13 protein-coding genes are annotated in these 23380 nt (G+C 42.0%); 11 read left to right on the top strand and 2 right to left on the bottom strand.

The genetic code is table 11. The annotated features are described in order from the left end of the window. The first annotated feature begins 9 nt into the window (after positions 1-9). The 3 genes from CJF29_RS17205 to CJF29_RS17195 all read left to right on the top strand — a co-directional run bounded on the left by CJF29_RS17205 (position 10) and on the right by CJF29_RS17195 (position 4850). On the top strand, positions 10-987 hold the full coding sequence (locus tag CJF29_RS17205; RefSeq protein WP_099147045.1) for a glycoside hydrolase family 43 protein: 978 nt from the start codon (positions 10-12) through the stop codon (positions 985-987). Between the two features lie 165 nt (positions 988-1152). After that, on the top strand, positions 1153-3288 hold the full coding sequence (locus CJF29_RS17200) for an alpha-glucuronidase family glycosyl hydrolase (protein ID WP_074558741.1): 2136 nt from the start codon (positions 1153-1155) through the stop codon (positions 3286-3288). A gap of 107 nt (positions 3289-3395) precedes the next feature. Further along, entirely contained in the window at positions 3396-4850 is a 1455-nt protein-coding gene (locus tag CJF29_RS17195; protein ID WP_008774775.1) for an ATP-binding cassette domain-containing protein, read from the top strand. 35 nt (positions 4851-4885) lie between these two features. Here the strand turns inward: CJF29_RS17195 and CJF29_RS17190 are convergent, their stop codons facing one another. Continuing rightward, on the bottom strand, positions 4886-6706 hold the full coding sequence (locus CJF29_RS17190) for a PAS domain-containing sensor histidine kinase (RefSeq protein WP_081352754.1): 1821 nt from the start codon (positions 6704-6706) through the stop codon (positions 4886-4888). A gap of 492 nt (positions 6707-7198) precedes the next feature. On the opposite strand from CJF29_RS17190, the gene CJF29_RS17185 reads away from it, so the two are divergent. The 8 genes from CJF29_RS17185 (at position 7199) to fsa (ending at position 19268) form a co-directional block, all read left to right on the top strand. Beyond that, positions 7199-7702, top strand: coding sequence for an RNA polymerase sigma factor (locus tag CJF29_RS17185; RefSeq protein WP_004300832.1), 504 nt, complete (start codon positions 7199-7201; stop codon positions 7700-7702). Positions 7703-7768: 66 nt separating this feature from the next. After that, positions 7769-8836 (top strand): FecR family protein, encoded by a 1068-nt coding sequence (locus CJF29_RS17180; RefSeq protein ID WP_004321485.1) that lies wholly within the window; start codon positions 7769-7771, stop codon positions 8834-8836. 19 nt (positions 8837-8855) lie between these two features. Then, entirely contained in the window at positions 8856-12452 is a 3597-nt protein-coding gene (locus CJF29_RS17175; RefSeq protein ID WP_074638729.1) for a SusC/RagA family TonB-linked outer membrane protein, read from the top strand. Between the two features lie 20 nt (positions 12453-12472). Then, entirely contained in the window at positions 12473-13900 is a 1428-nt protein-coding gene (locus CJF29_RS17170) for a RagB/SusD family nutrient uptake outer membrane protein (protein ID WP_004311426.1), read from the top strand. Positions 13901-13919: 19 nt separating this feature from the next. After that, positions 13920-16424: a zinc-dependent metalloprotease gene (locus tag CJF29_RS17165; protein ID WP_074638730.1), complete on the top strand. Its 2505-nt coding sequence runs from the start codon at positions 13920-13922 to the stop codon at positions 16422-16424. 293 nt (positions 16425-16717) lie between these two features. Continuing rightward, on the top strand, positions 16718-17464 hold the full coding sequence (gene gpmA, locus CJF29_RS17160; protein WP_074638919.1) for a 2,3-diphosphoglycerate-dependent phosphoglycerate mutase: 747 nt from the start codon (positions 16718-16720) through the stop codon (positions 17462-17464). 27 nt (positions 17465-17491) lie between these two features. After that, entirely contained in the window at positions 17492-18544 is a 1053-nt protein-coding gene (locus tag CJF29_RS17155) for a class I fructose-bisphosphate aldolase (RefSeq protein WP_074638920.1), read from the top strand. Positions 18545-18611: 67 nt separating this feature from the next. Beyond that, a complete protein-coding gene (gene fsa, locus CJF29_RS17150) occupies positions 18612-19268 on the top strand; it encodes a fructose-6-phosphate aldolase (RefSeq protein WP_074638921.1) in 657 nt (218 codons plus the stop codon). A gap of 85 nt (positions 19269-19353) precedes the next feature. On the opposite strand, the gene CJF29_RS17145 is transcribed toward fsa, so the two are convergent. Continuing rightward, entirely contained in the window at positions 19354-23298 is a 3945-nt protein-coding gene (locus CJF29_RS17145; protein WP_074638922.1) for a two-component regulator propeller domain-containing protein, read from the bottom strand. Positions 23299-23380: the final 82 nt, after the last annotated feature.

Here is a 23380-nt window from a genome sequence, read left to right as displayed (position 1 = left end):
CGAAAAAGCATGAAAACAGAAAAAAGATATTTAGTTCCCGGTGATTATATGGCTGACCCTGCCGTACATGTATTTGATGGCAAACTGTATATTTATCCCTCGCACGATTGGGAAAGTGGTATTGCTGAAAATGATAATGGCGATCATTTCAATATGAAAGATTATCACGTGTATTCTATGGATGATGTGATGAACGGTGAAATAAAAGATCATGGAGTGGTGCTTTCCACAGAGGATATTCCTTGGGCGGGCCGTCAACTATGGGATTGTGATGTGGTTTGTAAAGATGGTAAGTACTATATGTATTTTCCATTGAAAGATCAGAATGATATATTTCGTATCGGGGTAGCTGTGAGTGATAAACCTTATGGTCCTTTTATACCGGAAGCTAATCCGATGAAAGGAAGTTACAGCATCGATCCGGCTGTATGGGATGACGGAGATGGTAACTATTATATATATTTCGGTGGATTGTGGGGTGGACAACTTCAACGTTACCGTAATAATAAAGCCTTGGAATCTGCCATTTTTCCGGAAGGAGAGGAGGAGGCAATCCCGTCGCGTGTTGCTCGTTTGAGTGAAGACATGATGGAGTTTGCCGAAGAACCCCGTGCAGTGGTAATTCTGGATGAAGACGGTAAGCCATTGACAGCAGGGAATACGGAACGCCGTTTCTTCGAAGCTTCGTGGATGCATAAATATAATGGTAAATACTATTTTTCCTATTCTACGGGAGACACTCATTTGCTCTGCTATGCAACAGGTGATAACCCTTATGGTCCGTTTACTTATCAGGGAGTCATTCTGACTCCGGTGGTAGGATGGACTACTCACCATGCTATTGTAGAGTTTAAAGGTAAGTGGTATCTGTTTCATCACGATTGTGTACCATCAGAGGGAAAGACTTGGCTCCGTAGCCTAAAAGTCTGTGAACTTCAGTATGATGCAGACGGGCGAATCATTACTATCGAGGGAAAAGATGAATAATAGAATACATTAAAACAACCGCTTCTATTTGAAAAACATACCTACTTTTACCAGAATATTAGGTAATAGGGATTTTTCAGGTAGAGGCGGTTATTATTAACTATGAATGCTTAATTTACTTATGCTATCATACTGTAAATTAATTGTGATAACATACTTTGTACTATGAGAAATATATTTGCATTGACATTCACTTTGTTTTTTTGCTTTTCTTCTATTTGGGCTGAAGATGGAAGTGCCTTGTGGCTTCGTTATGCATCGGGAGCGAAAGCGGAAATTACCAGCAAGAAACAATCACCTACATTACGTATTGCGGTTTCCGAATTACAGAACTTCTGGCAGGGAGGAATCCCGGTTACTTTGGAGGTCCGGAACAATAAAGAACTTCGTGCACTTGGAAATGAGGGATATACGATTCAGACCTCCAAAGGTGGCAATCAAATAACGATAGCTTCTTCCGGTGAACAAGGAGTACTTTATGGAACGTATCATTTACTCCGTCTGCAAGCTACCGGACAACTACCGGAATCAGCTTTGCAATCCCTCAATATCTCCGAACGACCTGATTATCGAATTCGTATCCTGAATCATTGGGATAACTTGGATGGTACAATCGAACGCGGATATGCCGGACATTCACTTTGGAAATGGGACGAACTTCCGTCTGTTGTCTCCCCCCGTTATGAAGCCTACGCTCGTGCCAATGCTTCTATCGGCATTAATGCCACTGTAATAAACAATGTCAATGCAAGTCCTAAGATACTATCTAATGATTATTTGCAGAAAGTCAAAGTCTTGGCCGACGTTTTCCGCCCTTATGGCTTGAAAATATATCTTTCTATCAATTTCTCTTCTCCCGCAGCTTTAGGCGGTTTATCCACTTCCGATCCGTTGAATAAAGAAGTGATAAACTGGTGGAAGCAGAAAGCCAAAGAGATTTATTCTCTGATTCCCGATTTCGGAGGTTTTCTGGTGAAAGCGAATTCCGAAGGGCAGCCCGGTCCGTGTGACTACGGACGGACTCATGCCGAAGGAGCCAATATGCTTGCCGATGTGTTGAGGTCCTATCATGGCATTGTGATGTGGCGCGCTTTCGTTTATTCTCCTACCGACAGCGACCGTGCCAAACAAGCCTATCTTGAATTTGAACCTTTGGATGATAAATTTCGGGATAATGTTATTGTGCAGATCAAGAACGGTCCGATAGATTTCCAACCCCGTGAACCATTCAGCCCGCTGTTCGGAGCCATGAAAAAGACGGCAGTTATGCCCGAATTTCAAATCACACAAGAGTATCTTGGTTTTTCCAATCATCTTGCATTCCTTGCTCCTATGTGGAAAGAGTGTTTAGACAGTGATACTTATCTGCAAGGCAAAGGCTCTACCGTTGCCCGTGTGACAGATGGTTCTTTATTCTTTCATCCGCTCACGGCTATTTCCGGAGTGGCAAACATCGGTGATGATACTAATTGGTGTGGACATCCTTTTGCTCAAGCCAACTGGTATGCTTTCGGACGATTGGCATGGAAACATTCGCTCTCTTCCGAACAGATAGGAGAAGAATGGTTGAAACAGACTTTTCTTCCCGTTACCGGTGCGCAAACCGATACTCCGGCAGGAGAAGTCATTCAAAAAGAGCAGATCGACGCTCAACTCTCCCTTCTCAACTCCCAAGTGCTTCAGAAATCGAGAGAAGCAGTAGTAGACTACATGATGCCTCTCGGCTTGCATCATATCTTTGCATGGGGACATCATTACGGACCGGAACCCTGGTGTGATATTCCCGATGCTCGCCCGGATTGGCTGCCTCCTTATTACCACCGTGCCGACAACATGGGAATAGGTTTCAACCGCAGCAGTACAGGAAGTAATGCTACCGGACAATACCATTCTCCATTATGCGAGCAACTGGACAATGTGAATACTTGTCCGGAGAATCTGCTCCTTTGGTTTCACCATGTCCCTTGGAATCATCAGATGAAGAGCGGACGTACACTTTGGGCAGAACTGTGCTACGCGTATGATCGTGGTGTAAACGAAGTGAGAAACTTTCAAAAAGTGTGGGACAGGATGGAACCGTATATTGATTCCGAACGATTTCGTGATGTGCAACACCGCCTGAAGATTCAGGCACGGGATGCTGTCTGGTGGCGGGATGCTTGTTTGCTTTACTTCCAGCAATTCAGCAGACAACCGATACCTTACGAATTGGAACGTCCCATACACGAGTTGAAAGATATGATGGAATACAAATTGGATATTACCAATTTTGAATGTCCACCTTATGGGTTTAGTAAGTAAATAAAGATATTCCTTCTACGGAACGAATAAGAATATGTTTGCAATTTGGCGTCTTTTATGATAAAATTGTTACCTTTGCGGGCAATAATAAAACAGAATAAAAGAATATGAACCAAAATACATTCTGCATGGCGGGGGGCGTAGCACGCAACCCGCTTGTGCGTTTAGCCAAACCCATCACGGCAACTATCGGAGCGAATGAACACATAGCTATTGTAGGTCCCAATGGTGGTGGTAAAAGTCTTTTTGTAGATACCCTGATCGGAAAATATCCATTGCGTGAAGGAACCGTACAATATGATTTTTCCCCCTCTGCCACCCAGACTCTTTATGATAATGTGAAATACATTGCTTTCCGTGATACCTATGGAGCTGCCGATGCCAATTACTACTACCAGCAGCGTTGGAATGCTCACGATCAGGATGAAGCTCCCGATGTTCGTGAGATGTTGGGAGAAATCAAGGACGAGCAACTACAACGCGAACTGTTTGAACTCTTCCGTATCGAACCGTTGCTCGACAAGAAAATCATTCTCCTTTCCAGCGGTGAATTACGTAAATTCCAGCTAACCAAAACCCTGTTGACTGCTCCCCGCGTGTTGATTATGGATAATCCGTTTATCGGACTGGATGCTCCTACGCGTGAACTGTTGTTTTCTTTGCTCGAACGTCTGACAAAAATGTCGTCCGTACAGATCATTCTGGTACTTTCCATGCTCGATGATATACCTTCATTCATCACTCATGTCATTCCTGTGGACAAAATGGAGGTCTTTCCTAAAATGGAACGTGAAGCCTATCTGGAAGCTTTCCGCAGTAGAGATGTGGTTACCTCTTTGGATGATTTGCAGCAACGGATTATAGATTTGCCATCTGATGGCAACAATTACGATTCGGAGGAAGTAGTAAAACTTAATAAGGTCAGTATCCGTTATGGCGACCGAACTATTCTGAAAGAACTGGACTGGACAGTCCGTCGTGGTGAGAAGTGGGCGTTGAGTGGTGAGAACGGTGCTGGGAAATCGACTCTGTTGAGCCTTGTCTGTGCAGACAATCCGCAATCGTATGCCTGTGACATCAGTCTCTTCGGACGGAAAAGAGGGACGGGAGAAAGTATTTGGGAAATCAAGAAACATATTGGTTACGTAAGTCCGGAGATGCACCGTGCTTATCTTAAAAATCTGCCCGCTATTGAGATTGTAGCCAGTGGTTTGCATGACAGTATCGGTCTGTATAAACGTCCTCAACCGGAACAGATGGCTATCTGTGAGTGGTGGATGGATATATTTGGCATTGCAGATTTGAAAGATAAACCATTCCTGCAACTATCCAGTGGAGAACAACGTTTGTCCTTGTTGGCAAGAGCTTTCGTCAAAGACCCGGAACTGCTGATTCTGGATGAACCGCTTCATGGCTTGGATACTTATAATCGTCGACGGGTAAAGAAAGTGATTGAGGCTTTCTGCCGACGCAAAGATAAGACGATGATTATGGTGACACATTATGAATCGGAACTTCCCAACACTATAACAGATCGTATTTTCTTAAAGAGAAACCGGTAAACATTGTTTTCTGATATTTATTTTGAATTTAGATTTTAGTTAATCGGATGCGTAAACCAGAAACAAGAACCTTTCCCCGGTTCAGATTCCACTCCGATTTTGCCGCCTAACTGTGTGACGATACTTTGACAGATAGGGAGTCCCAGCCCTGTGCCGGCAATAAAATTATTCAATTTCACGAATCGGGTAAAGATAGCTTCCTGCTTTTCCGGTTCGATGCCCATTCCCGTATCTTGAACCGAGAATCTGACTTCATTTCCGTTGATTCGGTAATCAATAACAATACTGCCCTCGGAAGTAAATTTCAGAGCATTCGTTACAAAATTCAGCAATACCTGATACAACCTGTTTTTGTCGCTGGTAAAAGTAAGCTCGGGCAGTTCCGGTGCTAAGAGAATCTCTACTTGCTCTGTAGCCCTTACCTGCATAGATTGTAGCAGTTCGTTGCAAAGTTGTTGTGCATCCACTTGTTCCGGGATAATGTCGAAAGTCCCTGCCTCAATCTTTGACAAGTCAAGAATATCCGAGATCAGTTGTAACAAGAGCTTGTTGTTTTCGTCAATAATCGTTGCATACAGATGTTTTTCTTCTGCATCCTCCGCTTCCTCAAGCAAACTGGAAAAGCCTACTATCGCATTGAGCGGGGTACGTATCTCATGACTCATATTCGCAAGAAAAGCAGATTTTAGCCGGTCGGCTTCTTCAGCTTTCTCTTTGGCGCCAATTAGCATCCGCTCTGTCTCTTTCAGTTCGGTAATATCAAAGTTGATACACAGCATTTCGATGATATTGTCCTGGGGCTGGTAATTCCTTACTAATACGTTAACCCGTGTCCAAGTGTAATTTCCATCTGCTCTGCGAATCCGGACATCGCGGGATAGCTTGGAACTTTCTCCTTTTATCACTTTATCCAGGAAGTCGATCATCACAGCCCGATCTTCTGGATGGAAATGGGAATGAATGCCGATGATTTCCGGCAATGGGGTACCCTCTTCTTCACCTACATTCCTGTACCAGCTTCTCAAAGCATACCCATCCCGACTCAAAGCATCGAAGTGCGCGTAACCTACTTTGGCATAATCTCCTACCAGGTCGAAAAAACTCTCGAATTCCTGAATCTTATTATAAGCAATTGTATCTTCGGTCTTGTCTACATTAATTAAGAGGTAGTTGATAGGTTCGTGATTGTGATCGTATAGAGTGGTGACTTTGGTTGTTAAGTCAATGAAACCGGTTGTACTGTTAGGCTGATAATATTTGTTGATTTTGGAAAAGTCATACCGGAATGTAAAATCTGCGTTCTCATTGTCTTTTATTTTCTGTTTTATCTCTTCCGGCAATATAGGATTCTCGAAAATGTTGACTCCCAAAATATCTTCTTTATTGGAAATACGGAACATTTCCATATCTTTTTTATTCAGGTCGACCATTTGACCGTCCTTATCATATAATTCGATGCCTACCGGAAGATTCTTATATATATTATGAAGGATCCGCTCGCTATTTTGTAGAGCCTGGTGTGCAGATGCTATATGAATTCCCTCTTGGGTTTCGGCAATTCCATATACTTTGGTGTTACCATTTTCGTCTGTTTCCTGGAAGCATGCCTTGCTACGAATCCATACATGACCTTTGGGAGTATCAAACAAGTATATTTCTTCTACAGTCTGTTGTACTTTGTCAAAAGACGGAAAAGTTGCGTATCCCTGATCTTCTTTTAGAATACGCTTGTTGAAATCTTCGAAACTGATGAGCCCGTCTTCTCCTATTCCGAGTAGTTGGGAGATAAGTTCCGAACACTTGTAAGTCTCTGCTTTCAAGTCAGCTTCCCACCATCCTATATTCGCTTTGTTCATAAGCTTTTGTAGGAATTCGCTTTCGTTTTGTTCGTTTATTTTCAAGGTATGTCTGTATTATCAGGTAGTTAGACAATAATTTGCTCGTAAAAATAATCATTTTTGTTGAATTCCACCTTAAAAAAGTAAAAGATAGTATGATTGTATCACAAGGAAAGTATGTATTACAAAGAAAATGGGCATATATGAGCAGAGTATCAATAAATTATCTTCGTGTAAAAAAAGTAACCGAAGCATTCTGTACGCGTAAAGATAAAGCGAAGATTAAATCAACGTCCAGATGAATGGAAACGGCCGGATATAGTTGTGAATCGTATCTTTCTGGAGAGAAACATAGTGTCAAAATATTAAGAGTCAGACGATGGGAATAGAATATGTCTATAACAACAAATGTATTTATATGAATTATAATCTTTTTTAATAAATAGAGTGTTTTTTGCTCCAATTGGTTATCTTTGCGCTCTATGAAACGCAAAAAGTAACTATAAATACATGAATAATAGTCAAAATGCTATAACTGTTATATACAGGGAACATTGGCAAAAACTCTATATTCATGCATATAATCTGCTGAATGATGAGGAAAGCGCAAAAGATGTGGTGAACGATGTCTTTTGTTCGGTGCTTGAGAGCAACGAACGGTTGACAACGGAAGAGGATCTGCTGCCGTTATTCTTCGTCATGGTGCGAAATCGTTGTATTGACCAAATACGTCATCAGAACGTGGTGCATAAAAATGCGGAAAGATATCTGGAAGAACTTTACAGTGGCTGGACTGTGAAAGAATACCGTGAGTATGAAGACAAGATAAACCGGATGCAGGAGAGTATTCGCCAGATGGCTCCACAAATGCGAACCGTAGTGGAAGAATTCTTCTTAAATGAAAAGAAATGTGCGGAAATCAGTGAAAAGTTACGTATTAGTGATAATACCGTTAGAACGCACATTGCCAGAGCTTTAAAGATACTCCGAAAACAATTAACCATCTTTTTTTAAAAAAAATCCTATCGGGGTGTCATCAGTTTCAGTAACCTTTACGTGTTTAATGAAACTATTGACACTATGATAGACCATTCAGATAAAAAATTAGATTATGCACTTCGTGCCATACAACATCCACAATTAAGAGAAACTGATGAATTTCTTCAGTGGATAGGTATACCTGAAAATAAAGAACTTTTCTTGGAATTAATGGCTTGTAAGGAAGCTGTGATACGTGAGAATCTGCAACGGAAACGCAAGTACAGAAAGAAAATGCGTATCTTGGCAATTGCTTCTTCTGTTGCAGCTGTCTTGATACTGGCTTTTCTGATTCCTTCTTTGCTTCCTTCCACTTCTTTACCTGCAGAACAGCCGATACGTTTTTTTGCTGCGAACAACAATGATGAACATGTGGTCCTACAAATGGATGGTCGTAGTGAACAGCAGTTATTGACAGACAGTGTGATGGATGTGAAAGACTGGAAAACTGTCTCGGCAGACACTGTATGCTGTCAGACTTTGACTACACCACGTGGAAAAGATTTTCTGCTGGTACTGGCTGATGGGACTAAGGTATGGCTCAATGCTGAAAGTCGTTTGCGCTACCCTGTGGCATTTCATGGAAAAGAACGACGTGTGGAACTAGAAGGGGAGGCTTGCTTTGAAGTGGCAAAAGATGCCGAACATCCGTTTATTGTATGTGCTAATGGCATGAATACCATGGTGCTGGGAACTAAATTCAACGTGCGTTCCTATAGTGTTGAAGATCGTCATGTAACTTTGGTGAATGGTAAGGTGCAGGTCACAAACACAGTTAACAATAAGTCGGTAACATTACGTCCGGGACAGGATTTGACCTATACGGAAACCGGAGAGGAAAAAGTATCAGAAGTGAATATCGCTACATATACAGCCTGGACAGAGGGAATGTTCTACTTTGAGGATGTGCCGTTGGAAGAAATCATGGGTGCTTTGGGAAGATGGTATAATGTGAATATCGATTTTGAGCGGTGCGAACTGTACCATATCAGGTTGAACTTCTGGGCTAATAAAAATACCCATTTGGATGAAGCATTGGAACTGCTGAATAAGTTGGAGAAAGTGCAGGTGGACTATCAGGACGGGACCATTACAATCAAGCAGATTTAACTATACAAATACAACTCTTATGAAAAAGCAACAAATTACATTATTAGAAAAAAGAACTAAAAAAAAGCTTGTGTGGATGAGAACTGCCTTTCTATTGCTGGTGTTTACAGCAACAGCCTTGCAAGGATGGGCGCAGAATGCAGAAAACAGGCAGATTTCTTTAGAGATGAAAAACGAACCGCTCGGTTCGGCCTTGAAACAGTTCAGCAATGTATCTGGTTATAAGGTGAATTTTCCCAGTGAAGACGTTGCACCCTATCGTGTAACTGTGAGTATATATCAGATGTCTCCTTTTGCAGCACTTCAGAAGATGCTGGAAGGAAAGCCTTTTGAGTATGATGTGAAACAAAATTTCATCACTGTCCGTAAAGTGAAAGCTACCTCGACAACTGCTTCAGGTAAGTTCAGAAATGTTGGGGGACAGGTAGTGGATGAGGGTGGTAATCCTTTGCCGGGAGCAAATATCAAAGTGCTCAATAGTCCTTTTGGTGCTATTGCAGATGCAGAGGGAAACTTTACTTGTAAAGTTCCGGTGGATGTACATACATTGGAAGTGTCTTTCGTCGGTATGCAGTCGGAAAAGGTTTCTGTTAAAGACCGTAACAATGTCCGGGTGATAATGCATGAGGACAAGCAACAATTGGGAGATGTTGTGGTGACGGGCTATCAGCGTATTAGTCGTGAACGTTCTACTGCAGCTTTCGGTTTCGTTGATTCCGAACAACTGAACAGACAGATGCACAGTGACCTGGCCTCATCTCTGGAAGGGCAGATAGCAGGTTTGCGTATGAATATTAATCCGAATACGGGTGATATGAGTCCTATTCTTCGTGGAGTAGGTACGTTCTCGGATGACGTAGGAACAAATCCGCTGATCGTTGTGGACGATATGCCAACCAATTTAAGCTTGAGCGAGATAAATCCTTATAATGTGGAAAGTATCACAGTCTTGAAAGATGCTGCCGCTGCTAGTATTTATGGTGCTTTGGCAGCCAATGGTGTTATTGTAGTGACCACGAAACAAGCTCAGAAAGAAGGTGCGCACGTGAGTATTAATGCAGACTGGTTTATCACTACCAAACCAAGTTTCAAGAGCTTGAACTTAGCTTCAACAAGTGATATTATTGATTATCAAACAGCTGTTTTTGATGCTAATGTAGCGGAAAAAGGAAGTGCGGCGAATTTTTTATCTTCTTTTCAGTACAATTATTATAATCCCTTGTTCCAACTCTATCTGGATCAGGCCAATGGAGATATTACCAGTAGTGAAGTAAATGCTACGTTGGGACAATGGCGTAATAATGATTATTATAAGGAATATCGTGATAATGCTTGGCGTACGGCTATAACCCAGCGCTATAATGTAACTGTATCACAGAAAGCCGGAAATAGCAATCATTTCCTTTCTTTCAATTATGAAAAGGATAGTCAGCGCGTTATTAGCGGTAAAAGCAATAAAATTTCTTTGTACTATAAATCGAATTATGCGGTCACAAACTGGTTGAATCTGAATGCCGGAGTGGACGTACGTATGGGACGTAGTCATACTCCGAATAGCAGTTATACCAGCTATACCCTGCAACAACGATATGAGCGGATATTGGATGCCGACGGTAACCATTATACTTCTCCTTATGTGAATGTAGGTGCATATCCTTCCTATAATGGGAGTGTTGTAAGAAAAGCTGAAGGTGTCTCACCTTATAGAACGTTTGGTTTCAATGTACTTGATGCATTGGAGGAAAGCATAACAAAGTCACATGATGTTAGTATTCGTCCGTTTGTAAGTTTACAGGCTCGTTTCCTGAAAATGTTCAAATACAACTTCATGTATCAATATGAATGGAATAAAGGTAAGAGTGAACTATTTGAGTCGGAAAATACTTATGCAATGCGTATGCTACATAACAGTATGGTTGATACAAATGGAAAAGCACAATTGCCGCAAGGGGGACGTTTTTCTCAGACAGAAGTTGAAAGTAAGCGTTACACGGTACGAAACCAAATAGACTTTGATAAAACTTGGAAGGACCATGCAGTAACTGCCATTGCCGGTCTGGAATTTCGTGAAAATAAGATTCCGACACCTGCCCGCCAATTGTTGTATGGCTACGATCCGCAAACATTAACTTCTGATTTTATGAATTGGCAAGCCTATCGTGACGGTGTAGGAACCAGTGCTCTTTCTGACAGAACGATTACTTTATCGGGGCTGTCTGCTACTTTGCACGAGTCACGCCATCGTTATGCGTCTTTTTATGCAAATGCAGGATACTCTTATCTGTCACGTTATAATCTTTCCGGAAGTATTCGTTGGGATCAAGCCGATTTGTTCGGGCTCGATATACGTAATCAGCGCCATCCTTTGTGGTCAGTCGGTGCGTCTTGGATTCTGTCGGAAGAATCATTCATGAAAGAGATTTCCTGGCTGGATTACCTTAAACTACGTATGACGTACGGTATTAACGGTAATGTAGATCAAGCTTCGACTACCTATTTTGTTGTAAAGAAAAAAACACAGAGCAATCCCATCAAAACGACTTATCTGACTTACGAGGATGATGATCTGCCGAATCCGAAGCTTCGCTGGGAGAAAACGGCTACTTACAATATAGGATTAGATTTCCGTCTTTTCAAGAATCTGATAAGTGGTACTCTGGAGTATTATAATCGTCACTCATCTGATTTGTTGGTACGCCGATATATGGATCCGACTTTAGGAGCTGGCTCACGTGTAGTAAATAATGGTGAGATGCGTAATCGTGGTGTAGAGCTTTCCCTTTCAGCCAATATCATACGTAAGAAAGACTGGAACTTCGCTGTAGATTTTAACTTTGACCATAATAAGAACAAAATGTTGAAGGTGGATCATAGTGAATCCGACAATGCGAGCCTCTTTATAAAGAGTCCGCTGAACTATTTTATGGAAGGTACTAGTTATAATACGTTATGGGCTTACCGTATAGATCGTATGGAGAATGGATATCCGGTAGCAGTGGACAAAGATGGAAATGATCTGGTGAAATTTAATGAAGACGGCACGGTAGCCAGTATCACTTCTGGTTCTTCGCTCAAAGGTACTGATGACTTGGTGAACCTTGGTTCGCTGACTCCGAAATTCAGCGGGTCAGTGGGGTTAAGATTCAACTATAAGAATTTTGATTTGAATGCATTCTTTGTGTATGCTGGTGGTAATAAGCTGCGTAACAGTGTATTAAAAATGGATGACCAGTTAGGTACTCAAACCTTGAAAGGAATTGCCAACCGTTGGACTGCGGATGATTCGAATGCACAGGTACGTATGTACCTCGATATACCGGCACAGGTGAAAACTTATGCCAGCACTTTCCAAGATTGGTGGCAATACGGTGACATCAATGTGAAAGATGCAGGTTATGTAAAATTGCGTAGCTTGAGTGTAGGGTATAACTTACCGTTTACGGTTTGCCAACACCTCCGCCTCTCTTCTCTGAAAGTGAAAGTGCAGGTAAATAATCTGTTTACCTGGTGTAAGGCAGGAAGTGATATTGATCCGGAAAGCTATGGAATGAATGACGGTACACGTGGCATCGCTTCTCCCAAGACTTACTCCATCGGATTATCAACAAGTTTCTAACCATTTAAAAGATATAAGATATGCGTAAATTACTTTATATATTGCCAGTTATTCTCATATTGGGTTTTGCAGCCTGTGAAAACTATGTGGATATTACTCCTACAGGCAAGAAAACGGTGGATTCTACTGATACTTATTATGAATTGATAGCCCTGCCCAACCGGGCCTACCATCCGGCAGCTTTTGCCTTGTTGAGCGATAATGTCTGGTCGAAAGAATCGAATATCATAGGTAATGAATTTATTTCATGGGATGGTATTAACATGACTTTTAATGAGGCAGCTAACCGGAAAGAGCTAAGTGATAACAATTTATATGAAAATTGTTATACATATATCCTACGGTCAAATATCGTAATTTCATTGGTTGATGCTAGTCTGGGTGATAAAGATGTTAAGGAATTGGCAAAAGCGGAAGCAAAGATCATGCGTGCCTGGGATCACTTTATTCTGATAAATACATTTGCGAAAGCATATAATCCGGAAACTGCAGCCACTGACGGTGGAGTTGCTATCATTGATAAATATGATTTGGAGGCTACTCCAACCAAATCTACGGTTGCTCAAGTATACGATTTTATTATTAAGGATATAGAAGAAGCGCTTCCTTATTTACAGGAAGAGCCGGTGAATGTATATCATCCGTCAAAAGCTTTTGGATATGCGTTGGCTGCCCGTGTTTATCTGTTCCATCGAGATTGGAAAAAAGCGAAAGAAGCTGCCGAAGAATCATTGAAGTTGAATAATACCCTGATTGATTATATTGATTTGGGAGCTAAAGGAGGTCCGACTAAGGTTACTACTTATGCCAAAGGCGGTAACCCGGAAGTGCTGAACTATGCTTATATGGGTGGTCCTACTGAAGTTTTGGCCTTTTGTTATGGTATGCTTAGCCCGGAGATGGTACAACTTTTCGGGCAGAATGATGAACGTTTGAACCAATTCTTTAAAACGAGTGACAACAGTATATACTACTTTGACGAAGGTTCAGGAGCTGCTTTGTGGAATACTTCGATTACTTATTCTAAGTTTCAGCCTATGTCTGTGGGAATGCGTACTGCCGAAGTTTACCTGATTCTGGCAGAAGCGAAAGCACGGCTGAAAGATATACCGGGAGCTGTCCAAACATTGAATCAGTTGCGTGAAAAACGAATCAAGGGAGCCGAAGCTGTATTGCCGGAACCTGCTACCGAACGTGCGATGGTGCAGGCAGTCATTGATGAGCGCCGTAAGGAGTTAATCTCCGGATTTAGTCGCTTCTGGGATTTGAAACGATACAATACGGAAGCTGATTACGCAAAGACAATCACCCGTACTTTCCCGCTGGTATCTACGGATGTCGAGAAAAAGACATATACGTTGAAGCCGGATTCCCGGTTGTATATCATTCCATTCCCGTTGGCTGCCCGTGAAAAAAATCCGAACCTGACAATGAACACTAACGAATAAAAAAAATAAAGAGAAAACTATGCGAAAGATTTTGATGATGGCTGTGTTGGCGTTCCTGTCCTTGCAAGGTGTGGGAGCTCGTGCCAGTGGTATATCTCTTCTGGAAAGTGGAAAGAAGAAACTGGTAGCACAGGAAGATACGGTCAAGAAAGACACTGTTAAGAAAGTAACGGCTTATGAAAAACTGTTGAAAGATGGAGGAAGTGAATGTGAGGGTATGTTTACGGTACGCCACATCAAAGATAACTGGTATTTTGAAGTGCCGGATACTCTTTTAGGACGGTTGTTGTTGGCTGTGACCCGGTTTAAAGCAGTGCCACAGGGTTTCAAAATGCTTAGCGGAGAAGAGGTGAACCGGAGTGTTGTTTATTGGGAACAGCATGATGATAAGACTCTCTTTTTACGCGAATATGTGCAATCACAGTTTGCCCGTCCGGGTGATAACATTGCCGAGGCATTGAAACAATCGACTGTAGATCCTGTAATCTATAAGTTTGATGTAATCGGTAGAAATCCGGAGACTCAGGCACAGCTCATTGATGTATCAAAACTCTTTTTAGGTGATAATAAATTGTGTGGCTTTACCTCAAGCGACCGTTCCATTCTTGGCATCGGTACTTTAGCCCAGGACCGCACATTTATGGATACGATAAAAACCTATCCTATCAACGTGGAGGCAGTGACTTTGCGTACTTATAGTATTAGTGCTGGTAGACTACCGGCTGCACAGACTGGTTCGGTGACTGTGAAACTGAATACAAGCATCGTGATGTTACCCAAAGAACCGATGCAGCCACGGTTTGCCGATGACCGGGTGGGATTTTTCCAAAACTCGTTGACCGAATTTTCGGACGACCAGCAGACTACCGATCGTGGAGCCATCATCCAGCGCTATCGGTTGGAACCGAAAGATCCGGAACGTTACCGTCGGGGACAACTCTCCGAACCGAAAAATCCCATTATCTACTACATTGATCCGGCAACACCGAAGAAGTGGATACCTTATCTTAAAGCAGGTGTCGAAGACTGGAATACAGCATTTGAAGCTGCCGGATTCAAGAACGCTATAATAGCTAAAGAATGGCCGAACGATCCCAATATGAGTTTGGACGATGCGCGTTATAGTGTGATACGTTATCTACCCTCCGAAACGGAGAATGCTTACGGTCCGCGTATTGTCGATCCGCGTAGTGGAGAAATTATGGAAAGTCATATTTGTTGGTATCACAACGTAATGAACTTACTCAAAAAGTGGTATATGGTGCAGTGCGGGCCACTGGATAAGCGCGCACGCACGATGACTTTTGACGACAAATTAATGGGCAGTCTGATTCAGTTTGTCTCTTCACATGAAGTGGGGCATAGTATCGGCTTACGGCACAATATGGCAGCCAGTTCGGCTACTCCGGTAGAGAAACTGCGTGATAAAGCTTGGGTAGAAGCCAATGGTCATACGGTATCAATCATGGATTATGCGCGGTTTAATTATGTAGCCCAACCGGAAGATCGGATTTCCGAAAAAGGATTGTTCCCTCGTATCGGTGTTTATGACAAATGGGCTATCCAATGGGGATATCGCTATCGTCCGGAATTTAAGGATCCTTATAAAGAAAAAGACGTATTACGTGCCGAAGTAACCAAAAAACTGCGGGGAGATCATCGCTTGTGGTTTGTTGGTGATGAAGGAAAGGGATTTGATCCCCGTAGCCAGAGTGAGGACTTGGGCGACAATAATATGAAAGCCAATGAATACGGTATAAAGAACCTGAAAAGAGTGATGGAAAACATACTGACCTGGACAGCACAGCCTGACGGAGAGTACACTGACTTAACCACCATTTATAATTCGGTTCGTGCCCAACATCTGAAGTATACCCTGCAAGTGCAGAAGAACATAGGAGGACGCTATACCAATAATTTGCCGGATCTCAAAGTGCATGATTATCTGCCACGCAGTTTGCAGAAAGAAGCTGTTGAATGGTTGGGACGCAATTTGTTTGTAGCTCCACTCTGGCTCTACCCTGATGAAGTGGTGAGTTGTACCGGAGTCAAACCGGTGGATGAGATTCGTGACCGCCAAAGCTCTGTTGTAGCTTTGCTACTTGCACCGGGAATGTTGTATAATATTTACTCAACCTCATTGTGTTCTTCGGAATCGTATGCACTCGATGATTATTTGAACGATGTATTTACTGCAATATGGAAACCGTTGAATGATCCCAATGAACTGGAGAATAATTTCCGCCGTCAGTTGCACCGGACTTATCTGGGGTTTGTCGAAGGCATGATTAAACCTAGTAGCAAAGATGGTGCCAATGCAAATCTGGCAATCAGCCGTTCTGATATTCAGCTTTTTGTAGAACAGCATTTAGATAAGATTGAAGAGTCGGTAAAAGAGCAACTTGATGCTTCTAAGGAGGGAGATCTCAATTACCGGCATTATGCGGCATTGCTGCGCAACGTTCAGAAAATAAAAGAAGGATATTATGGAAAAGATGCTGATACGCAGGCTTCCGATAAATAACTTAGAGGAAAACGAACAATAGAAGAGCAGAATAAATTTTCTTGTATATATAAACTCTCTCTCTAACAGGCTTACTCTTCTCTAACGATAAACTTGTTTTGATTCATAATCGATCAATACATGCAAGTTTTGAGTTAGAGGAGGGTAATTTTTTTATATGCCTAATTACCGTACATTACTTCTCAACTAAAAGAATCATTATTTCTGGGTATTGACAACTATTTGTTTTCTGGTGAACTTTGTGAAGAAACAATCTGTTGTATATATAAAAAGAAGAAAGGAGATTTTTAGCAATGAAAAAGATAGTATTGCTCCGTCATGGAGAAAGTGCATGGAACAAAGAGAATCGTTTCACCGGCTGGACCGACGTAGACCTGACTGAAAAAGGAGTTGCCGAAGCCGAAAAAGCCGGAGAAACATTGAAAGAGTATGGCTTTAATTTTGATAAAGCATACACCTCTTATTTAAAACGTGCAGTGAAAACGTTGAATTGTGTACTCGATAAAATGAATCTCGACTGGATTCCTGTAGAAAAGAACTGGCGCCTGAATGAGAAACATTATGGTGACTTACAGGGATTGAATAAAGCCGAAACTGCCGAGAAGTATGGTGAAGAACAAGTGCTCATCTGGCGCCGTAGTTATGATATAGCCCCTAATCCACTTTCAGAAAAAGATTTGAGAAATCCGCATTTTGATTACCGTTATCATGAAGTGCCCGATACAGAATTACCTCGCACTGAATCGTTGAAAGATACCATTGAACGTATTATGCCTTATTGGGAAAGTGATATATTCCCCAGTCTGAAAACAGCTCATACGCTGTTGGTGGTCGCTCATGGCAATAGTTTGAGAGGCATCATCAAGCATCTAAAAAACATCTCCGATGAAGATATTGTCAAACTGAATCTACCTACGGCTGTGCCTTACGTATTTGAGTTTGATGAAAACCTGAATGTATCCAGCGACTACTTCCTGGGAAATCCGGAAGAGATTAAAAAGCTAATGGAAGCAGTTGCCAATCAGGGAAAGAAAAAATAAAATAGTTACATATTAAAAAGTAAAGTTATGAGTAAAGTAGTTGAATTATTAAGAGATCAGGCCTGTTATTATTTGGAACATACCTGTGAAACCATCAATAAATCATTAATTCATGTTCCGTCTCCCGATACGATAGATAAAATCTGGATTGATTCGGATCGAAACATAAGAGTATTAAACAACCTGCAATCCCTGTTGGGACATGGACGGCTGGCAAATACCGGTTATGTGTCTATACTTCCTGTCGATCAGGACATCGAACATACTGCCGGAGCATCATTTGCTCCCAATCCGATCTATTTCGATCCTGAAAATATTGTGAAACTGGCTATTGAAGGCGGTTGTAACGGAGTAGCTTCCACGTTTGGAATTCTTGGATCCGTAGCACGTAAATATGCGCATAAGATACCCTTCATTGTGAAATTGAACCACAATGAACTGCTCTCTTACCCGAATAGCTTCGACCAGGTGTTGTTTGGCACTGTCAAAGAAGCCTGGAACATGGGAGCAGTGGCCGTAGGAGCTACTATTTATTTCGGCTCGGAACAGAGTCGCCGTCAACTGGTAGAGATTGCCGAAGCTTTTGAATATGCTCATGAGTTGGGTATGGCAACCATCCTCTGGTGTTACCTGCGCAACAATGATTTTAAGAAAGGTGCAGTCGATTACCATGCTGCCGCCGACCTGACAGGCCAGGCCGACCGCTTGGGAGTCACTATCAAAGCTGACATTGTGAAACAGAAACTTCCTACTAATAATGGTGGCTTCAAGGCCATTGGTTTCGGAAAAATCGACGAGCGTATGTATACCGAACTGGCTTCCGAACATCCGATTGACCTTTGCCGTTACCAGGTAGCCAACGGCTATATGGGACGTGTAGGCTTGATTAACTCCGGTGGAGAATCTCACGGTTCTTCCGATTTGCGTGATGCTGTCATTACAGCCGTAGTCAACAAACGTGCCGGAGGTATGGGATTGATTAGCGGACGTAAAGCGTTCCAAAAACCAATGAACGAAGGAGTCGAATTATTGAATACCATTCAGGATGTATATCTTGATCCGTCAATTACGATCGCTTAATCAGGGATGAATAGAAATAAATTCTTATCTTTGACTATTAGATCGTTAACCATTAAAAATTAAGAGTATGAAGTTTTTTATTGACACAGCTAATCTGGAGCAGATTCAGGAGGCTTATGACCTCGGAGTGCTTGACGGTGTAACTACCAACCCTTCGCTGATGGCGAAAGAAGGCATTAAAGGAACACAGAACCAGCGTGAACATTACGTCAAGATATGCAAGATTGTTGACGGAGATGTAAGTGCCGAGGTGATAGCAACCGATTATGAAGGAATGATTCGTGAAGGCGAAGAACTTGCTGCGCTCAATCCGCATATCGTAGTAAAAGTTCCCTGTATTGCCGATGGCATTAAAGCTATCAAACATTTCACGGAAAAGGGAATCCGTACGAACTGTACATTAGTCTTTTCAGTAGGACAGGCATTACTGGCAGCTAAAGCCGGAGCTACTTATGTTTCACCTTTTGTCGGCCGCCTGGACGATATTTGTGAAGATGGAGTAAGGCTTGTGGGAGATATCGTACGTATGTATCGTACGTATGACTATAAAACACAGGTATTGGCTGCTTCCATTCGTAATACGAAACATATTATCGAATGTGTAGAAGTAGGAGCCGATGTTGCTACTTGTCCGCTGAGTGCTATTAAAGGATTGCTCAATCATCCGCTGACTGATTCGGGATTGAAGAAGTTCCTGGAGGATTATAAGAAAGTGAATGGCTGAAATTAAGTGAGATGCAATGATAAAATGGATGGTGAACATCATCGTGGATATTTCCTATCCGCATGATGTTCACCTTTTTTTATTCTCATTCTTTCCTTTCTCGTTTCTGCCTTTCTTTGTATTGGGTCGGCGTTTCTCCTGTGTATTGTTTGAAAGCCGTACTGAAATAGCGTGAAGTAGTAAATCCGATCTTTTCGGTAATTTCCGTGAAAGACATATCCGTATGAGTGATTAACGTAATCGCTTTCTCCATCCGGAATTTATTAATGTAATCATTGGCGCCCATGTCGGTTAGAGCTTTCAGCTTATTGTAAAGGGAAGCCCGGCTCATTCCTATTTCTTTGCAAATAAGAGTGACATCCAGATTACTGTTATCCAGATTCTCCTGAATAATTTTATTCAATTTCAACAGGAATGTTTCATCTGCCAGGCTGAAGGTACTCTCTTCCGGTGCAGGGACTAATCCGGCATTCAAATATCTTTTCTTGATAGATTCACGGTTCTTTAACCGGTTACGAACGATTTCCATCAGCATTTCTATCTCAAAGGGTTTGGTCAGATAAGCGTCTGCCCCGTTCTTGTAACCACTCAACTGACTTTGTTTATCATCTCTTGCTGTCAGCAGAACGATAGGAATGTGGCTGATCGTAATATCTTCCTTTATATTTTTGCAAAGTTCATATCCATTCATTCTCGGCATCATCACGTCACTGACGATAATGTCCGGAACATGGCTTTTGGTCAGTTGAAGGGCTTCCATACCATCCGAAGCGATCACTACCCGTTTGAAATATTCTCCCAGTGACTTTTTCAGGAAGTCCGTCAAGTCCGGATTATCATCCACTACTAAAACACTGTAAGGACTCGTGTCGAAATTATCTTCCTCCGGTTGTTGCTCTTTATTATCGTCACTCATCAATTCGTTCAGATACGCTTTCGGATGGCAGATAATCTCTTCCGATTGTTGTCTCAAGGGCAGTTCAAAGAAGAATGTTGCACCGGCATCCTGATTATCTTGCGCACTAATGGAACCTCCGTGTAGTTCTACCAGAATCTTGGAATAAGACAGTCCGATCCCTGTGCCGCTCTGTTCTCCTGTACCCTGATAGAAACGGGTGAAGAGTTTCTGTGTATTTACTTGTTTCAATCCGTTTCCCCGGTCAATGATGGAGATACGTACGCTATTTTCTTCGGAAAGCAACTCCGACATAATTATTATTTCTGCATCCTGCGGGCTGTGTTTCAAGGCATTGATAAGCAGATTGCTTAGAATAATCTCACACTTATCTTTATCAAAACTTACAGTATCGATATGTGGATCAAGCTGATAACGGATGCGGACGTTCTTTGCTCCACCTTCACTGATGAAATCTTGGGATACATGTTCAATCCATTGATTGAGAGCATACGGCTGTATCTGCAATTTGCTTTCGCCAACCTCCATCTTGCGTACATCGAGTACCATATTAATAAGGTTCTTCATCCGTTGCGACTGACGGTAGATTGCCTTTATTGGCAAATATTGTGTATCTTCGGCAGAAAGCGATTTCAATATCCGGCTAAGTGGCGCATGTATGAGCGTTAAAGGTGTGCGCAACTCATGACTGATATTAATAAGGAAACGTACTTTTTCTTCATATACCTGTTGCTCATGTTCCTTCATAGCCCATTTCAGCTTCTCTTCCTTACGTTTCAGGGTTCTTCTGAAAGTTTCAACAATGATAGCGGCAATGAAAATAGCACAACAGAGAATAAACCACCATGTCCGATACCAGGGAGGGAGAATGGTTAGTTCCAATACTTCCTGACTGGGAATCCAGCTGCCATCTTTGGCCGTACAGGAAGCCATAATCTTATAACTTCCCGGAGGAAGTGAACGTATGGCCAATTCAGGGTTATATGATTCGATTTGCTGATCGTTCAGTCCTTCTATCTGATATCTGTATACTTTCTGCCGGAAGATATCTTTTTCTTTCGACATGATTCTAATGGTTATGTTACTGTTCCAAGGAGCGGAAATACCCACAGGAGTACCACTTAGTTTATCATTAACGGATTCTCCGTTGATAATCACATCCGAAAGTTGTAATTGCGGGAATTCGGAAGTGATTAAAGGCAAATTACTGTTAATATGCAACAATCCTTTCACGCCACCCATATAAATATTTCCCTGCGAACTTAATAAACGAGGTTTGGATAGATACTCATTCTGAATGACACCGTCAGATTCACCGAATAGAACGAATTTCTTTTCTTTGATTAGCCAGGCGAAAAGCATGTTATCTGTTCCTATCCATACCTTTCCTTGTTGGTCGCATACTATCTGGGTGACTTCCCCAAAGAGGGAGGTCGGCATCGGAGTCTGTTCTTGGGTGGCAGGATGATAGTGCGTCAATCCGTAATTGTTTCCTATCCAGAAGTTTCCGTATTCATCCCGTGAAACAGAATTAAGAAGAGTGTCTCCGCTGCATTGGTACAATACTTCGAGGCGGTTGGTATGATTATCCAGCCTGAAGATATGTTTGGTATCGTTCAGATACGTGTAATTCTGATAATTTGTTACAGGTAAAATAGCGCCGATAATGTCTGCTCCTTGTTGTTCGGTGGCAATACTGAATGTTTGTTCTTTCAAGTGGTATTGGTAGACATGGTCTCCCAGTAACAGTACGCTGTGAGGCGTATTTTGGAATAAGTTTACTGTTTTTCCCCGGCTTCCGAGGCGTGTAGATGTTTCGGAATCAATGATAATGAAAGGGGTTTTCTTTCCCGTTGACGGATTGAATACAAATACACCTTGTGAGAAGATAGAAAGCAGTAGATTGCCAGAGGTAAAGGGGCAAATGGATGCAACTTTGTCTTCCCATGTGGAAGGAAAGTGGGTGAATTTCTCCGTAAGAGGATTAAAAAGATTGAGACCTCCACCGTCCGTACCTATCCAGATGCGGTCATCAGCTTCCTGGTAGAGACTTAGTACGGTATTATTGCTTAATCCGCGATCACTGCCCGGCAATACATCCGTGTAAGTTTTCATAGAAACTTCCCGGATACTGATAAGACCGTTACGGATACTTCCTGCCCATATATTGTTGTTCCGGTCATTGTAAAGACAGAGAATAGAGTTAGCAGGCAGTGAGTAGTTGTCGCTTCCCGGTACGTGCTCCAATAAAGAGAAACGTCCCGTTTCTGGTTCGAGGATATTGATACCTCCTCCGTCCGTTCCGATCCATATTTTCCCTTCCCGTTCGGCAAGACTCAAGACAACATTATTGTTTAAATTCGAGTTGTGTGTGGTATACGAAGCCAATTGTTTGCCGTCAGGGGTGAAACATCTGATGCCTTCGTTGTAGGGGGCTATCCATATTCTGTTTTGTGAATCAATAAGCATATTCATGATTTCCTTTCCGCAGTCAAAAGGAGGAGGACTGTGTTTGCCCGTATTTAAATCCAGAAGAAGTAGTCCCTGCCATCGACTGCAACAAAGAAGAGTATGTGCATTCCACAAACTTAGCAGTGTGATATTGAAATTGGGTTCTTGATTAAATGTCTGTAAAAGTCGGAGAGAGGAATTCTGGTAGTTATAGAAATAGACTTTGTTTTGTGAACCGAATAAAACTCCGTCTTTCATTAAGCAAGTCGAGTAGGCTAAGATGTTATTTCCTTTTTCGTCCGTAGGTATGAAGAAGTCATCGCTTTGTCGCTGGTAACATGCCACTCCCTTATCTGTCAGAATCCAGATGTTATTTTGTTTGTCTTCTGTTATCTGATTGATTAAGTTGTGAGGGAGAGAATGAGGATGGTCTGCCTGATGAATATACTTTTTGAGTTCGTGCCCGTCATATCGTCCCAGTCCGGAACGGGTTCCAATCCATACAAAACCTTGTTCATCCGTCAGGATGCATCGTACGGTAGAAGGCAGTCCGTCTTTCAGGGAGATTTGCTTGTAATAATAATGCCCGGCTTGAAGGGGAAAGACACCTGCAAACTGTATAATGAATGTTATGCATAGTAGAATAAAGGTTCTTGTTCTCATGGGGATTAGGTCAGTTAAACTGAAACAAAGATAATATATTCGAATGAATATCTGTTAAAAGCCTGACTTATTTTGTATTCCT

Origin of the sequence: Bacteroides celer (assembly GCF_002632415.2) — a bacterium.
Lineage (GTDB): Bacteria > Bacteroidota > Bacteroidia > Bacteroidales > Bacteroidaceae > Bacteroides.
This window is presented reverse-complemented; position numbering and strand designations above follow the sequence as displayed.

Coding starts and splice junctions, on each gene's coding strand:
- CJF29_RS17205 (WP_099147045.1), top strand. CDS start 10: ATGAAAACAGAAAAAAGATATTTAGTTCCCGGTGATTATATGGCTGAC.
- CJF29_RS17200 (WP_074558741.1), top strand. CDS start 1,153: ATGAGAAATATATTTGCATTGACATTCACTTTGTTTTTTTGCTTTTCT.
- CJF29_RS17195 (WP_008774775.1), top strand. CDS start 3,396: ATGAACCAAAATACATTCTGCATGGCGGGGGGCGTAGCACGCAACCCG.
- CJF29_RS17190 (WP_081352754.1), bottom strand. CDS start 6,706: ATGAACAAAGCGAATATAGGATGGTGGGAAGCTGACTTGAAAGCAGAG.
- CJF29_RS17185 (WP_004300832.1), top strand. CDS start 7,199: ATGAATAATAGTCAAAATGCTATAACTGTTATATACAGGGAACATTGG.
- CJF29_RS17180 (WP_004321485.1), top strand. CDS start 7,769: ATGATAGACCATTCAGATAAAAAATTAGATTATGCACTTCGTGCCATA.
- CJF29_RS17175 (WP_074638729.1), top strand. CDS start 8,856: ATGAAAAAGCAACAAATTACATTATTAGAAAAAAGAACTAAAAAAAAG.
- CJF29_RS17170 (WP_004311426.1), top strand. CDS start 12,473: ATGCGTAAATTACTTTATATATTGCCAGTTATTCTCATATTGGGTTTT.
- CJF29_RS17165 (WP_074638730.1), top strand. CDS start 13,920: ATGCGAAAGATTTTGATGATGGCTGTGTTGGCGTTCCTGTCCTTGCAA.
- gpmA (WP_074638919.1), top strand. CDS start 16,718: ATGAAAAAGATAGTATTGCTCCGTCATGGAGAAAGTGCATGGAACAAA.
- CJF29_RS17155 (WP_074638920.1), top strand. CDS start 17,492: ATGAGTAAAGTAGTTGAATTATTAAGAGATCAGGCCTGTTATTATTTG.
- fsa (WP_074638921.1), top strand. CDS start 18,612: ATGAAGTTTTTTATTGACACAGCTAATCTGGAGCAGATTCAGGAGGCT.
- CJF29_RS17145 (WP_074638922.1), bottom strand. CDS start 23,298: ATGAGAACAAGAACCTTTATTCTACTATGCATAACATTCATTATACAG.